Origin of the sequence: Fibrobacter sp., assembly GCF_045112255.1 — a bacterium.
Lineage (GTDB): Bacteria > Fibrobacterota > Fibrobacteria > Fibrobacterales > Fibrobacteraceae > Fibrobacter.
The window spans coordinates 1-16,750 of the sequence record NZ_JBGUHR010000064.1 but is presented as its reverse complement, the minus strand read 5'-3'; the positions used below and the strand labels follow the sequence as shown (position 1 = coordinate 16,750).

The 16,750-nt window shown below is 44.9% G+C and carries 8 protein-coding genes; 2 read left to right on the top strand and 6 right to left on the bottom strand.

Annotation, left to right across the window (positions count from 1 at the left end):
• From ACJMM9_RS09595 to ACJMM9_RS09570, 6 genes are all read right to left on the bottom strand, one after another.
• The gene (locus tag ACJMM9_RS09595; protein WP_405326146.1) at positions 1 to 366 is read right to left on the bottom strand and encodes a type II secretion system protein; all 366 of its coding nucleotides are present in this window, start codon (positions 364 to 366) and stop codon (positions 1 to 3) included.
• Positions 363 to 713 carry a hypothetical protein gene (locus ACJMM9_RS09590; protein WP_405326144.1) on the bottom strand — a complete coding sequence of 117 codons (351 nt, stop codon included), beginning with the start codon at positions 711 to 713 and terminating at the stop codon, positions 363 to 365. The genes ACJMM9_RS09595 and ACJMM9_RS09590 overlap by 4 nt, the downstream gene beginning before the upstream one ends.
• Positions 703 to 1,929, bottom strand: a complete 1,227-nt coding sequence (locus ACJMM9_RS09585; protein WP_405326143.1) for a hypothetical protein — start codon at positions 1,927 to 1,929, stop codon at positions 703 to 705. The genes ACJMM9_RS09590 and ACJMM9_RS09585 overlap by 11 nt, the downstream gene beginning before the upstream one ends.
• Positions 1,930 to 1,933: 4 nt before the next feature.
• On the bottom strand, positions 1,934 to 3,310 hold the full coding sequence (locus tag ACJMM9_RS09580) for a GspE/PulE family protein (RefSeq protein WP_405326141.1): 1,377 nt from the start codon (positions 3,308 to 3,310) through the stop codon (positions 1,934 to 1,936).
• Position 3,311: 1 nt separating this feature from the next.
• The gene (locus ACJMM9_RS09575) at positions 3,312 to 3,704 is read right to left on the bottom strand and encodes a hypothetical protein (RefSeq protein ID WP_405326140.1); all 393 of its coding nucleotides are present in this window, start codon (positions 3,702 to 3,704) and stop codon (positions 3,312 to 3,314) included.
• A 105-nt stretch (positions 3,705 to 3,809) separates the two neighbouring features.
• The gene (locus tag ACJMM9_RS09570) at positions 3,810 to 4,661 is read right to left on the bottom strand and encodes an FISUMP domain-containing protein (protein WP_173466836.1); all 852 of its coding nucleotides are present in this window, start codon (positions 4,659 to 4,661) and stop codon (positions 3,810 to 3,812) included.
• Between the two features lie 524 nt (positions 4,662 to 5,185).
• On the opposite strand from ACJMM9_RS09570, the gene ACJMM9_RS09565 reads away from it, so the two are divergent.
• Together ACJMM9_RS09565 and ACJMM9_RS09560 are read left to right on the top strand one after the other, a co-directional pair.
• Positions 5,186 to 12,907: a hypothetical protein gene (locus ACJMM9_RS09565; RefSeq protein ID WP_405326138.1), complete on the top strand. Its 7,722-nt coding sequence runs from the start codon at positions 5,186 to 5,188 to the stop codon at positions 12,905 to 12,907.
• A 12-nt stretch (positions 12,908 to 12,919) separates the two neighbouring features.
• Positions 12,920 to 16,750, top strand: a 3,831-nt coding sequence (locus ACJMM9_RS09560) for a hypothetical protein (RefSeq protein ID WP_405326136.1), incomplete at its 3' end; no start/stop codon positions are given.

Below are 16,750 nucleotides of genomic sequence, written 5' to 3'. Positions count from 1 at the left end.
TTATTCCTCGATAATTGTGCTGAATCCGACGAGCGAGTGCTTGGTCGAATCGGAGTATCCTTGGAAATAGACCAGATATCGTTTTTTGTCTATGGCCTTGCATTGCAGAGGGCTGAGCGGTAGGCTGTATTCTGCTTTGTATTTGTCGGCTCGTTCGCAAAAGTCGGGGTGCTCCTGCAAAAAACGTACTGTTTTTGCCTTTAGAACATTGTATTCGAAGTAGAGTTCATCGTATTTCTTGTCGGTGACGAAAGCCCTGTTTGCGGTGCTGTAGAGGTTCATGGCCATGGTGAAAAAAATTCCCGAAATGGCGATGGTCACTACAAGTTCTATGAGTGTGAACCCTCGTTTGCATAAATGGTTCATTTGTACGCTCCGTATTTGCAGTAATGGAGCGTACGGGTCGTATCTATTTTACGCCGGATTGAGGTTGCTTCAAAACACGATTCTTCCTGGTCTTTTAAAACTTTTACGACTGTTTCCCAGTGGTTCCCGCTTGCATCGGTGTGTGTGACAACGGTGTCGCTTGCAATCGGTGTAGTCAATAAAATAATCTTGCTTAATTCTTGCCCGTAATTGTTTATCCACGCCTTATTCGATATTGGATTCTGGAATAAATAGCCGACAACAAGAACCCCGGTGGAAGAGAGAATGGCAAAGCTGATAAGCACTTCGACAAGTGTACTCCCATTTTTTGAGCGCTTAATTTTCATAGCTTGCCTCGCCGCCCAAATAAACGATGTCGGGTAAGAATGGGTGAATTGTGGAGTCTCCTTTTATTTGTCCATTCCTAAAGAACCCTCTCCAGAGCGTTTCGCCTTCGTAAAAACCAAGATAGTAGGCTATCATTTGCCCTGTCAGTTTACCGCGAAAGTCAACCAATCCCCTTGAAATGACGGATCCCTTGATATCGACATTTTCGGCGATGGTTACGGGGATGCCCTTCATGGTCTCGTTCCAGTTGTCGCCCATAAACAAGATTATCGCTTTGTCTGCTTTTAAGTCGGAAATCATGATGGTGCCGGTATAATCGACATCGCCGGTTTTGTGCCCTTGAACAGCCAAGTTGATAGTGTTTTCTTGTTTGCGCTTTACGGATACTTCCAGCGAATCCTGTGCAAAAAATGTTCCCGAAAACAATACGCTATCTTTTATTGAAATGGTTCGTGCAATGATATTTGCCTTTGTGAATGATGATCTTTCTCGTAAAAAGATTTTTTCTGCTACAATCTTGCAGCGGTTGCAGCGGCTGTCGCCCTGCATTATGACCATGCGGCAACTGAGTTCTGTTGGAACCTCATCTGTTCCGTCAAAAACGCAACGCTCCTTTTGGAACAGTTCTGTAAATTGCTTACGGCTGATTTCTGGGGAGAATTTCAGTGTGTCAAAATAGGGGAGGCTGTCGCCGACATAGACTGTGTCGAAAAAAGCATCCTTTTCTGCGCGCATCTTGTAATGGTTGCTGTACGAAACAGTGCCGCTCATGAGCGCTGTGCCACCATCAATACGAGCGTTTCCGACGAGGCTTATGTTAGCCTGTGAAGCAAGCAACGTCAATGCGGGGCGTTTTGTCGGTATGAATCCTGTGTGTGCCGTAAAATAGCGCGATGAATCGTGATTGAACACGTTGAGCGAGGCGAAAGCGCCGTCTTGTACTTGCGAAAGTGAAAAACTGATGTTCCCGTCTTTGCTGGTATGGTGCAAGCTGTCGGTGCGCCAAGGCTTGTGCTCGGCTTGCATGCGGAAAAATGCGTAATTGACTCCGCTCTCCAATTCGAGTGTTGCTTGAGTATCGGAAAATCTGCGGGATGATTCAATCCGTTCGGTTTTGACCATGGTGTAAAACGACGAAGCGAGAAACCCGATAATGACAAGGATGGCTATGGTGAGGGGGAGTGTGTATCCACATTTGCTGCTTACCGCGCCCATTTTGCTAAATCATCGCCTCTGCGGCAATTTCTGATTCCGTGGTGAATCCTTGTGCAACTTTATCTGCACCGTCCATGGCAAGAGTCTTCATGCCCTCGGCAATGGCTGCCCGACGAAGCTCTGCGTTTGATGTCCCTTTATGGACCATTTCTCGGATAGTCTCGGTCATGGGCATCATCTCGAAAATGCCAACACGCCCCTTGTAACCGCTACCGCCACAGGTTAAACAATTGGGATCCTTGCCTCCGCATTTGGGGCAAACTTTACGGACAAGCCTTTGTGCCATGATAAAGTTCACTGCCGAAGCCACAAGGAACGGCTCGATACCCATATCGATAAGGCGCACGATTGCAGAAGGAGCGTCGTTCGTGTGGAGTGTACTGAAAACCAGGTGGCCCGTGAGTGCCGCGCGTATGGCCAGTTCCGCCGTTTCGCTATCGCGAATTTCGCCCACCATGATTACGTCCGGGTCTTGACGGAGGAGCGTACGCAATGCAGCAGCGAAAGTCAAGTCAATTTTTGCGTTTACGGCTGTCTGCGTGATGCCGTCTAGCTTGTATTCAATCGGTTCTTCGATTGTCGAAATGTTCAGTTCCGGGCTACGAATCATCTGCAATAGCGTATAGAGCGTGGTGGTCTTACCGCTACCCGTCGGGCCTGTGATCAAGAACATGCCGTACGGCTTATGGATTTCTTTTTCGCAAAGGGCAATTTGGACCTGTGTCATACCCAGTGAATCCAGCTTGTGTATGATCGTTCCCTTGTCTAAAAGGCGCAATACCATTTTTTGCCCGTAATCCGTAGGCAAAGCTGAAACGCGGATATCGACGGCCTTGGTTCCGTCGTCAAAATGGATGCGACCGTCCTGCGGGCGCCGCTTTTCGGCGATATCCATGCTCGCCATGATCTTGATGCGCGACGTGATTTCTGAAATGATGCGCAATGGGAGCTTTCTTGCAATCTTTAGTACACCGTCTTTTCGGAAGCGAACGAGGAACGATTTTTCACCCGGTTCAAAATGGATGTCGGAAACGCCCGTGTGCATGGCTTCCGAAATAATCTCGTTCACCATGCGGATGGCGGGGGAGTTTGCCTTGTTCCCGGCGGCAGTCATGCCGAAAGCTGGAACGGCATGCTCTGCAAATGCGCTAATCCACTGGATGACTTTATCTTCATCCGCTTTGACTGGATTTACGTAAACGCCTGCCGCAACTTGAATGTCGTTAATCAAGTCGAAATCGTCAATGTCGGCCATGGCGACAGTGAGCCTTTTGCTTTCTTCGTTGTAATCGACCGGGATGACGGAGTAACGGACCATCAGCTCTTGCGGTAAAAAGCGCAAGGCCGCTTGTGGAGGTGGATTTTTAAGCTCGAACGACATGCTATTTCTTTGTCGAGTCAACCGAGGCTGTATCTGTCGGAACAAGGAATATGCTGATGGAACGTAAAATCACGTTTAATGTCGAGTCGGCGCCACTGATGATATCCACCGTATCCTTGGGGAAGTAACCATCTTTGGTGACTACAATCTGGTTGACGTAACTTTCTTCGGATGGAAAAATTACGGTGCCGCTGGAATTTGTGTTGAGCGCTTGGGCTGATTGGACTTCGTTTGTAAGTTCGACCTTGGCTTTTTCTACAGCCTTGCCTGTAATCTTGTCTGTGACAATAACAGTATAGCGGACAGGAATGCGAGTGTCCGTGTCCTCGTCCTGAAGGCAGGAGGTGAGGAAGAATGAAACGATTGATAAAAGAAATAAAAATGCTTTTTTCAAAGTGATGCCCTTAAGGATTACGGTAAATTTAGAAAATGTTGTTTGAAAAATAAAGACCAATGAAATTTTCATCGGTCTTTATGAGATTGTTAGAATTTTCAAAACTTAGTCCATTAGGCAACGGAGATAAATGCTATTGACTGATTTTACGGAACGTATCGTCTCTATTTCAAGAGTAGATCCGCCGATATCGTTAAAAGCTATGATTGTGCTTTTGGAACCATTGTTGTCTAACATAAGGTATTCAACAACTACATTGGCACCTTTGGGGGAAAGTACATTAAAACCATATTCGTCTGTTCCTGCATATCCAGGCTCTACCCAATCTTTTGATAGTAGTTTATACAAGTGTGAGTCGGTAAATTCAATCATTGTTTTCCATTCGTCAAAATTTGGAATATGCCATCCTTTGGGACAAACTCCTTGATGTGGTGTGGGAAATCCGTCATTTCCGAAAACAGCTTGTTTTGTTAAGTAATCACAAGGAATTCGAACTGCCCCTATCCATGAATACGGACGTCCATAAGTTTCTTGGTCTGGAATATTTTCAGCTTCGCTATTATATGTATAATCGCAGCCTTCAGCTGGTTCTGCCGTAAAATATCGCAAATTCTGCCCCATCCAAATTTGGTCGCCAATTTTTGCGGTCGTATAAACTTCTCCATCGCGTTCATCTGTCAGAATTCCCGTCTCTTGATTGTAGTTTGCTGGGAAACCTTTTGCCGCAGCGCTACTGGATGCAACTTCTTTGTTGGAACTGCTTGAGGCTGCGGAGCTGCTGGAAACTTCTTTAGAATCGCTACTCTCTTTTGTGGAAGATGTTGGTTTGCTTGCTGCTGAAGAGCTTGATATCTGTGAATCCTCAGCGTTGTTACTAGGGGTTGTGGGGGAATTGTCTCCGCAAGCGGATAAAAGACATGCAACGGTAATGCAGTAGGCGAAAATTTCTTTTTTCATGTTGTAAACTCCTTGCCATTACGAATATAGTAAATATGTAAAAAGACTTGTGTAAAAATGGGTAAATAGAAAGTGGAGTGGGCTTGCGTGTGTGTGAATAAAGTTGTTTTAAAACATTTTGTAAAGTTTTGATTACTTGTATGCCGGTAAGAGAATGGAATTGACTCATTCGGATTGCTTTTTTTGGGGGTAATTTATTTGGTTGAAAAATGGTTGTTGATGTAAATTAAAATTTGTGACGAATTGTGCGGTAATGTCTTAAATTGTTAATGCTATTATAAATACAAATTTTCAAAATGTATAAAAACAATTTTTTTCTGTTGTTGATTTATTTTAGACTAATTTTTATGGAAAATATCTGTATGCTTTTAATATGTTTTTTGCTGTGTATAAATTGAATATGAAGTAAAAGAAAATTTATTTTGATAATTTGTCTGTTTTTACTAAATTATTGCAAATAAAATTTGAAAAGGGTTGTGATTTTGTTTAGAAAAATATCTTTTGTTTTTATTGTTGCTCTTTCATTGTCTTTCGCTGAAAACGGCGATAATTCCAATGCTTTTAATAAATACATGTCGCCCGAAGGTGGCATAAATCCTTTGTCAGGTACGGTTGCGTTGACCAAACCACTTGCGAGTATCTCTGCGGGCGAGGTCTCGGTGAATTTCGATTTGAGCTATTCGGGAAATATATTCAAGGAAATGAATACGAGGAACGACCAAACAACGGTGGGCCTTGTCGGTCTTGGTTGGACATTGGGTAGGGCTAAAGTTGTCAGCGACAATCGCGGAACAAGTTTCATTGGTGATGATCAGTACTACCTAGTGCTGTCATCTGGTGGACGATTCAAAATTTTTAGGGAAAATCCCTCCAATCCCAATGATAAATGGTGGGTGGAAGGCAACCCGTTCATGAAGGTCGAACAGGTGGTCGGTTCTACCGATGTGACCGGGAATGGGGATCTTATAACTTATGTCAAGGGATGGAAAATTACAGACACGAAGGGTGTGGTTCACGAGTATGGCGATATCAATGAACCAGACAGTAAAATCTTGACGAATCCGCAACGGAATGCGACAGAATACGACTTATTCTGGCCGTTGAAGGAAGACGGCTCCTCGATCACGTTTGGTTACGGCTTGATAGGCAAAGCGATTGGCGGCACTCCATGGCTTTATCCGACTGTATGGAATATTAGCAAGGAAACGGATGTCGAGGGCAATTATCTCGAATATACCTATGAGCAAATAATGGAGGGGCTTTCTGGCAATTTTAAAAGGAGTGGTCACTGGGATTCTAAAGGCAAGGAGTATACCAAGGAATCGTACTTGAAAACAGTCGTTTCATCCATGGGCGATGCGCTTCAATTTGATTACAGGAATAAGGGTGAGGGTGCTTTTTTTGGCGAGTATCTAGACTACGAAGGCTTGAAAAATGAACTTCTGGGTGATACTGATGTCGATATGTCAATAGAAAAAATAAACCGCAAGTACTTGGCCAAGATTGTGATTTTGGGTAGGAATGGTAGAGTGGGTTCTGTCGAACTTTGCTACTCTGCTTTGAACCAATATGGAATTGATAGAAATAAGAAAGAAGGCTTTGTTAAGAGACTTCTGACTGCGGTGCGTTTTTTTAACAAGATGGGCGAGGAAAACGATTACGAGTATTATGAGTATTATGACGGATCGGAAAATGCTGTCGGTGAATCAAGCGATGTGGTGTACCCGTTGGGTGCTCTTTTCAGAGTGAAGGGAAAAGAATGCGGATGGGTGGAATATACCTACGTAAAAAAGACTCTTGGTCAGGGACACAAGGAGACGCTTGATGCAGAGAAAATATTTGGCAAGGGTTACCTTGAGGATGGTACTGCCTACTTGGTCGGGAAGAAGACTAAGAAGAATGTTGTCGTATTTCACAGGATAAACGGGAGCTGGAAACTGGTCAAGACGATTGACGTGAATGACGTATCCGATGTTGAGTTTGGTGATCAGGGATGGTTCCTTGTTAATGATAAGCGAGGTAAGGACGTTATAGGTGCTTTGGTCTATCAGTGGGATGGAATGGATTGGAATAAGGTGTGCGAAAAAAAAATAGACAATAGTTCTTTCTCCAAAGCAATGGGGTTCTTTGCTGGACCTGATTATGTGGTTCATGTAAAAACTAAAAAAGAGAACATTTGGGATACTCCCCAAACGGAGATAAAAATTGTCTGGTCAAAATGGGGTATGGAATTTGATGTAGATCAGATACGCAACGCCGCAGTAAATGAGAGCGGCATACGAGTCATGGCTCAGAAAAACCACATGTTAATACAGGTGAACACTACTGATTTTTCCAATGCCGTGAAGTTCCATGTCTATACGTTTGACAGCAAGGGGACTGTGCAGAAAACTTACGGAAATAAGAAAACTCATGATAATACGAATCAGGATAACGGAAGTACATATTTCCTTGGAGATGGCTATTTTGTTGGTGTAGAGGAGCCTTCTGCTTATGTTGGCGGTAATTCTCGGTTTAGAGCTTGGCATTGGACCGGCTCTGATTGGGTAAGGGAATACGAGAATGACTTTGACAATGATGGCTTTTATACAGCAATGGACTTACAGGCTCACGGGCAGGACTACTATACGGTAAGGCATCATTCCAAGCGATACCTGACCAACTACTACTGGAATACGGAAAAATGGAGTAATGAAGAGGGCGAAAAACAACGTCATTTCCAGGTTCAGGATTTTGCCTGGCCCTCTGCGGCCTGGAATTGGGTCGGTTTTAGCGGTCGAGACTTTTTCATTGCTGGACAGAGTCGCTTGAAGTGCAAGTGGAGGGGATGTGATGTGAAGAAGTACGTCTATCTGCATCTCTATTATATGAAAGACGCAAAAAATAAGAAGTGGACTTACGATTACCTCGGTTCCAAGAAAAACAAAATGGATCAGAAGAAGGTTATAACAGGAACGGACTGGTTCATTGAAAAGAACCAAGTGAAAATAGCATGGATTTGGGACGGCGAGAAGTGGAATGAAGACTCTTTGATTTCCGTACCTAATTTGAATGAAGCCTATTCTTTGGGAGATGATGCATTTGCTGTTCCGGCGGGGAATAAGACGGACGTCTATTACAAGGTTGGCAATTCGTTTTCCGGCTCGTTTGATTCGTACCATGTAGAAAAGAAAACCATTTTCGAGCCTGTTGTTGATAAGACCATTGAATATACTTATAGCTTTACCAGAGATTCAAATCAAATCGCCTATGATGAAGCGAATAATACACCTCTTTTCAAGGAAATGAATGTCACGCTTCCCTTTGGCCAGGGGGAAAAACACAGTGTTTTGTGTAGCGGGGAATATACCAAGAATGGCAAGACTGAATACAACGTCGGGCTGGGTTCAACGTGTGTCGAGACCCAAAGGGGCCGTTCGAATTCGAAAAGCAAAGGCAAGAACGCGATTTTATCCAGGAAGGAAACTAGTTATGAAAGATATCGAGACAGTGGTTGGCCTACAAGAGTTTATCAAGATCGTATAATAAAGGACGTATCGTTCAATGGGTCGACCAAAGAAACGAAAACTTACGTGTATTCTCCCAAGAATGGACAGGTTGTGTCTATAATAAAGAAAAATGGATCCAAGACAACGGAAGAAATCACCAAGTATGTCGCGAATTTGAAGTCGCCACTTAGTGATTATGACAATAAGTTGGGAAAAGACAATAGAATTGATGTTGTTGCCGGTGGTTATTCGTGTATAGGAACTTGTGAATCGGGACGAGTCATTTCTGCGTTTGCGAACGGTTGGGATACTGTTAATAATATCTTTAGGTCCGTATCTACTTGGAAAATGGCTCCACAAAAGCGAATGTCTCAAACTGATGTGGAAAATGGAATCAGCCATATAGTGAAAAACGGGAGTGTCTCTTCCTATGCGGACTGGAAACGCACTTCGTTCAATTCGGTGTATAACGGTGACGACGTTATTGAAACGGAGGAAGGTCCGAAAAAGGTAAAAATGGCCTCGTTTAAAAATCCGGTGACTCGTCGTGTCTATGGTACCGCAGCCGGTTGTGGCGTTGACGAGGGCTTGATGCTTTCTGGTGAGTATTGCGGCCCGGTTAATAATGTCGCGTGGTCGGGTTGCATTTTGAAGGATTCTTCAGAAGGAATAACAGGTTATGCGATTAATGGAAGTACTGGATTTCAATATGGCAGATTTTCGACAAAGCTTTTAGAATTGGCAAGGAGTGGTTCTCTTTCTGCAACAATAAAAAAGCCTGTACAAGGTAAAAAATATAAGGTGTCCGCATGGGTGCAGACATTTGACACCGATTCCGTAAGTGTCAATGTAGCTTTAGGATCCAATTCGTCAAGTAGGAATGTATTGACGAATAAAGAGTGGCAGAAGATTGAATTTGAAATGCCTGTTTTGAATTCGTCCGTACCGGTGCAATTTTCATTGATGACGAACGCTCCATCTAGAATTCATTTACAAGATATTCGTGTGCTTCCTTACGACGCTGCTTCTTCTGCGATGTTCTGGGATGACATCTGGGACAAGGTCATTACCACCGTGAATGATAGAGGTATCGGATCTTATGTAGTCTATGACAACATGGGTCGTGAAATTGAATCTTATTCTGAAACGGCTGAAGGAAATGTGTATCTCGCTTCTCGTAAGACATTTGTTGATGGAAGCTGCATTATCGCGGCTTCAGGTGATGATAAGCTTAAATTCGTAAAGGTCAACGGAAAGGTTTATAATAACCCGTCATCGAAGAAGTATTTCGCACTTAATGCTATCGATATCGGAGTTGAGCTTGGTCTGGAAGTAGATGAATCTGAAGTCAAGTACGCTCTGGTGAAGGGTAGCGAATCCGATTGGAAAAACAAAAAAATACAGGAATGGATTCCCGCTGCATGTGGTGGACTCTGCCCAATTTCGTTCAAGTTTACTGATAACCCGGAATGGATGTTGTTCGTCGATGTGGCACCTTTTGACACAGTGCGCAAACCATATGGCGATTATGCTTTCCAGTTTGGAATGAAGAAGAAGGACTGGGTTGTTTATGGCCAGATTGGTGGTTTTGCCGATGGTAAAATTCCTCAGTTCATGAACCCGTACGACTCCTCAAGTGTTGTTTATCAGAATGGTAGCAATGATTCCATTTATAGAGCCGATTTTACCCAAAGTTTGTGGCGTAATACCTCTGCAATTGTTGATGGACGTTCTGTTGCTTACAACTTTGCGTATGGAGAGAAAAATGGCAAAGGTAAATATGCATTGAGCTTTATTCCTGTGGTTAGCGGTGCTAGTGATTCTACTGTTTCACTCGCATATCCTATGGTTTATGATTGTGATGACGGAATTAGCTTCAATTACAGGGATTTAAAAGATACGTCTTTCGGTGTAGATGATATGAAAGTCGCTATAAGTGGGAACACCTCGGCTTTGCTTTACCGTGCGGATGTTAGGGCTAAAGTTGTTCCGGTCACGCTCCGTGACTCGATAGATTCGATTCGAACCTATCAAAAAACGATGCCGAGGCTTGTAGCGGATGACATGCTATATAGCAAAATTTGGAACATGCAGTCTCGCCAGTGGGAAAACCTCGGATCGGTACCCGTGTTTGACAAGGATACTCTTTCTGTGACTATTTCTGGCAGCGACACCGTGCTGAAGGTTGTCCATGGAAATGTCGTTTCATACCTTGATGGTGTTGTCTGCGACCACAATAACAAGACCTTCGATATGATTTCGGGACCAGGCGGTAAACTCTATGTTGCCTACATTGGTAATCCGAAAGCTTTTGAAGTAGGTGCGAAAAATAAGGAAGATGACGGAACTTTGAATAAAGTGAAGATTGCGCCGACATATATAGTGTTGAAACGCCTCTACGATGCTTCCGAGACGTCCATGGGCAGGTCTGTGTGGGCGGGTCCGAGTAAGATTTCTGGACAGCCCCGCTATGAAGGCGATATTGTTTCGTGGGATGGTTCAAACCTGCATGCGATTGACGAACCCCAGGCGGTGAAGCTTGCCTACGATGGGCAGTCCTTGTTTATGGCCGTTGTCTATAAGACGCATCCGGATGAACGGTTTGATGACGATGAGGAAGCTGACGACCAGAATGCTGTAGTGAATGCCGATATCGATTACGGGGAACTTGCCCTTACTGTCTTCAAGGCAACGGTGCAGCAGAATGTGAATGCTGACGGGGTTACATACAGCAATTATCTGCGCTGGAACCCGGTCAAGGATTATTCCATTGCCGTTGCAAAAAACGGCAATTCTCTTTCTGACGAACGAAGCAGAGTTCTCTATGTGCAGCCTGACGATATCTTTGACCTGGAAGTTCGTGGGGATACTCCGTATATCATGTTTGGCAATAAAGCGAATAGAAATCGGATTTCCGTCATAAAACATGATGGAAACAGGTGGTTGTCGATCGGCAATCCCGCTTTCGCATATCCAGTCCAGTCGAAAAAATCTGTTGATTTGGCTGTAAAGTCGAATGGAAATCCGTATGTCGTATTTAAACAGGGTCTCGATGCGGGGTATGCGACTCGCAAGGATAAACTTGTCACAATGCGTTATAATGCAAATGACAAAGTTGATCTGAGTTTGTCTACGCTAGATCTCGGGGCTGACTCCTTGAATGAATCATGCTCGTTCAGACAGTATATATTGAACTACACACTCAATGTCGGATATGAAAGTACCTTGTCTGTAAAACCGACTTTGCGTACGCCTTCCGATGTAGACCGTATAGAGATTTACGTCAACGATAATATCGTGCAGAGCAGGCTTCCCAATTCGGCGGCTGTTTCGAGTATTGCGCTTGGGGAAAGGTTGAATAGGGTTGAACTGCGCGTTGTCGGCAAGGACAGTTCCGAACTGTCGTACTATCTCAATACGTACCGTAAGCCGAGACCCAATCCAGTCCTGTGGGGTAACGGTAATTCCCTCGTGATGCGTGGCAACATGGTTGGCGATACGGTCAAGCTTGATTTGACGCCGATTGTTCCCGAAAAAGGCGACTCAGCCAAGCCTTCCAGAGCCGATACAACGAAGGTCCATATCCATGTGACCGGCGGTTGGGAGATTCATGTCGTTGATTCGTTGTCGGGGAAGGATACTGTCTATCATGGGGGCGACACGATTCCGTTTGTGGGGCCGCTTCCGAAAGATGTGTTCGTTGTAAGCCCGTATAGCGATACAGTCATAGTTGATTTCTTTGTAAGGCGTGATACTTTATCTCTGTTCAGATCTAGTAGTTCCGTGCATTCGGGATCCAGTTCGTCGAGAGGATGGAAATATTCTTACTCCGATGACGACAATGACGATGATATCTACCAGATTGCTTTCAGTTCTTCGTCTGATGTTGGCGGCTTCAGTTCCTCTGACGATATCTGGAGCCAATCGTCCTCGTCTTGTGAAGGTGAGGCCTGCGGTTCAGTTTCTTCATCGTCCTGTGATGGTGAAACATGTCTGTTCTATAGTTCTTCTAGTTCATCTAGCGAGCTGCTTTCAGGAAATGTCCCTGATGAAGTGAGAACGCTCGCTGATGCTAGGTTCTATACAGTAGGCAGCATGCGTCTTGGCGACTTTGTATCCGTACAAGGCTCTATCTTTGCTGGAATTGGTATCGAAGTTGGTGTCGAATCTGAAGTAGGTGACTTGATTGTATCCGGTGGTGATGTAACTTTGGCAAACCGCTCGCATGTAAGTGGAATCCGTCTGGGAGGAAACTTGCAGGTTCAAGGCGATGCAGTCTATGGTGATGTTGTCTACACTTCGAATGTTTCAACTACATCCATGCCTGTGATCCCGTTCGCAACTGGCTCATCTGATATACTTGTCAAGGTTGGACAGAGCCTGAATGCTGTTCCTGGCGTTTACAAGGGTTTTACTGCCCGTGATAGTTCCGTGATTCATTTTGCTGCGGGGGATTATTTCTTTGATTCGTTCTGGACTGACCCCCATGTTGAACTTTATTTTGAGGCGGGAACTCGCATATGGGTAACGAACGGCTTCAATGTGGGCAACTTCAACAGAATTACCCATGGAGGCAGTCTTGGTGATTTGTTCATCTATGTTGGCTTCTACGGCTATATCCCCATAGGCAATAACGTGCAGATGAGGGCTGTTCTCTATGCTCCGTATGCGTCTATACAACTTTTTGACCATTCTGTTTTCGATGGCTTTGTGTGGTCTGCAAACTTCAATGTAGAACCGTATAGTGTCTTGAGATAAGGGGAGAGAATTATGAATATGTTTATAAAGAATCTTGTTCAAATTGTTCTTTTCTCCGCCTTAGTTTCTGTATCCTTGGCTGACGAACCTGAACAGCTCTCCCAGCCGAGATATAATGACCAAGGAGTTCATTATGGACTTCCAGGATGGGAAGATGTGGTTTCGTATGGCTTCAATGCGGCGAATTTTCCCAAAGAGGGTTCCCTCCTTTATGTGAATTTGGAAAATAATATCAAGTTTGGGGGAACTGGCTATGACGAGGTGACAATTACAAGTACTGGGCGTATCTATCTTGGGCATGTGCCAGATGATTATGATTTTTCGGAAGAGGCTTGGGGATATGTTCCTTTTTTGGAAACCACGAAAAAGCAGATGCACCCTGTTTCCGGTTCTTCATCAATCCAAGTGAAGTGGTTGCCTATTGATCCTAAAAAAGGGTATGCCGTTGTCGAAATCGGCCCATTCGAAGTCGATGGGTTCCAGTACCCCGTATCGTTCCAGGTGTATTTCTACACGGATGGCGAAATCCAGTTTCAACCTTGGATTGAATGGGGTAGCGTTGCCGCTTATACTTATAATGGGCAGTATGGTAGCTCCCCGTTAAATCAATTAACTAGCAAGGATGTTTTTAGCCCAGCGCTTTATAATGGTGGGTATCTATTAAAAACGAATTATAGGGATATTATAAATTGGCATGCTGAACCTCTGGTTTATAATGGACAGCTTCGTCCGGGCTGGATAGCGAAGTCGTTCGATGGCGATGGCGTTTTGTTTAGTCAAGGGGAAAATAGCATTGATATTTATTTCGGAGCGCAGAAGGCTCCTGGAGGTCTTTTGGCTTTTGACCATTCTAGGGAACATCCCGTTGTCGGTAGCTTCAACTATGTAACCTTCGAGGCTCAATCCATTACTTATGGTGATGGAAGAACTGCGCAAAATCCGATCGAAGTGCTGCTATGGTATTTCGGAACAGATAATGGGGATATATATAAAGATGACGCTGTTCATGCTGATTATCCTTATTTTCTAGATGGACCAACCTTGGGACAGGCTGATATTTATAATAATTATCCTCGGTTATCTTATGAAAAACCTATTGCCAAGGGAAAAAAATTCAGCACCTCTAAGGGGGCTTCTGTAATATGGCCCGTGGCGTATATGAAATCGTGGCATAAGCAGGGGACCGATAGAAGAACACTGGAAATGACGAAGGCTATTGCGTTCAAGTTCCAGACAAGTGATACTGCATATAACAGGGCTATCCGGATAAAGAACATAAGCTACGGATTGCGCCAGCCGCGTTCGGTACAGTTCCTGAAACCGCAAACGGACACTCTCTTCTTTGAGTCTGACGGTCTTGCCTACATGAAGGGAATCAACTTCAGCGGCAGACTCCCGTACGAATTCATTAATGGTTCCAGTCTTTATGCCAAGATTGTACCCGCTCCAGGAGATACTATAGATGAAGTTGTAATTAACGGCTTTACGGTTTACAAGCATGACGGTCCGGTGCTCTTGGAGCAGTTTGCGACTCTCCCCGGAGATGGAACTGTCGATTTAACATTGGAATCTTTGACCGGAAATGTTTATGTGACCGCTACGTCCAAGAAGTGCGGTACAAGGGTGCTGCCTGCCGTGAACCCGTCCTATGTGAAGGCTGAAGTGTTCCTCGATCCGTCGGATGCGTCTAGAAAACTTGAATCCTACTCTGTGAAGGATGGACTCGGTCGTGTCGTGCAGACGCAGACTGATCTCGGAAACGGCAAGTTCAACGTGAATGCAACTTATTTGGACGATTTTGGTAATGTCGAGTTCGCTCCGCTGTCATACCTTTCCGCAAAGAACTCTTTTGCTTATGAGGACATGTTCTGTAAGCAGTGCATTGTGAAATCCTCGGCTTACCACGATGGTAGCGATGACTTGGACAAACAGCAGGCCTTTGGTGTTCCGTATGTCAAGGAAGATTACCACTACGGCGAGGACAATGGAGTGACAAAGGATGTTTCCGGTGTAGCAGAAGCTTCGTATGCACTGCGTCAAGAATCTGCGATGCAGTGGACAATCCCGCTGATTACGTCTGATTATACGAATTTCCTTTCTGAGAATCAGCTCAACGAGAAGGTTATGACTGAAAAGTATGCGACAGCGAAGAAGGCTATCGCAAACAAAGATGTCAGTGTCGAAAACTGGACGGAATACAATTACAAGCTGGTTGTAAATCGTTCTGCGGAGGGTGTGTTTACGCAGCAGATATTTGACGCAAATGGCAATATCCTCTACGCTTGGGCGAAATCCGGCAATCATATCGTCATTTCGAGGACGCGCTACAATAAGGATAATCAGGTCGAATACACGGATGTTTCCGTGGATGGAGGGGCTTTTGGTCTTGCCACGACTTACACCTACGATGCCGCTGGTCGTGTCAAGACTGTCACGACTCCTGACAAGGGGACTGTCGTAAGCATGTACGACGCTGACGATAATGTCCGTTTTACTCGAGACGCACGTCAGCAGGCGATGTCTGAAAAACTTGGCTGTAGCGGCAATTATTTCTCCACGATTGAGTATAATGATAAGGGTAAGGTCACGAAGACCGGCGAAGTGCATTGTGGACACTCCTTTGCGGATTCAGTCAATGCTGTTCCCGATGACAAATTGTATATTCTTTCGGAGAACTTTTATGGAAAACCGACGATAGGAGAGCTTTTGTCAACAGGTGTTACGACAGATAGAGTTTTGTTGCAGAGCATTCTCGACGAGATGGAGGGTGTTTTGCCGAACGATGTCGGGGCGATTGCTTCCTATGACGGTGTCTGTGTACGTTCAGATCCCGCAATTAAGGCGAATAGCCTCAAGATGTCTTCGTACAACCGTTTGGGGCAAAAGGTCAAGCAGTGGACCATTTACGGGCTGGAAGGCGCTCCCGCCACGCAGGCTTCCTTTACTTACAATGTGTCTGGCGAGCTTTCCACGACGGAGACCGCCGAGTGGAAGAACGGCTCGTGGAGCACGATATCGTTGCTTGCTTACTACTACGACAATATGGGCCGCCTGAAGTCTGTACTCGAAGGAGGTGACAGCCTCATGCGTATTGACCGCACTGAGGCAGGGACTGTCTCGAAGAAGGCCTACTTCGACAAGGGTGATCATGTCTATGACATGACATACGCGAAGGACATCTATGGGCGTACGAGTCAGGTGTCTTACAAGAATGCTGCCGGTAAGACACTTTATTCTGAAACAGTGACATATCCGTCCGTTGTTGCGGGCCGTTTGGCAACTGCAAAGCATGTGTGGGATGGTTACAGTTCTGACGAAAGTTACACCTATGATGCTCAGGGGCGTCTAACTGGATATACGACAGATAATGGTAGCATCGGTAACGGAGCCTATGGCTATGACGGCTTGGGCAGGCTTTTGTCCAAGCGTGAAGGTGACACGACAATTGCCTACACATACATCAATACGCTATTTAGGCCGATGATGATGAATGTGAACAACTCTGTAGATACGACGTACTATTTCTATGACCCTTCTGGCAATGTGTGGATCGACAGAAATTCGAAAAATACTTATACGATAAACGCTCTTGGCTTGCCGAGTAGGGTGAGGCTATTCTCTAATGATCCTGTGAATTCGACATATGATGATGTTTTGAGTGATGCCTATCTCACGGGGCAAATTGGCTTTACGGACATGGCTTACGACGAGGGCGGCCAGAGAATTTGGACAAAGTTCGTCGTTGACGCTCCCGCTCACGAAACAAAGGTTACATATCCGGGAATCGGCGAGTACACGTACTTCGGTCAGTACCATTCTGACAACCTGACGCTCACTCGTGTT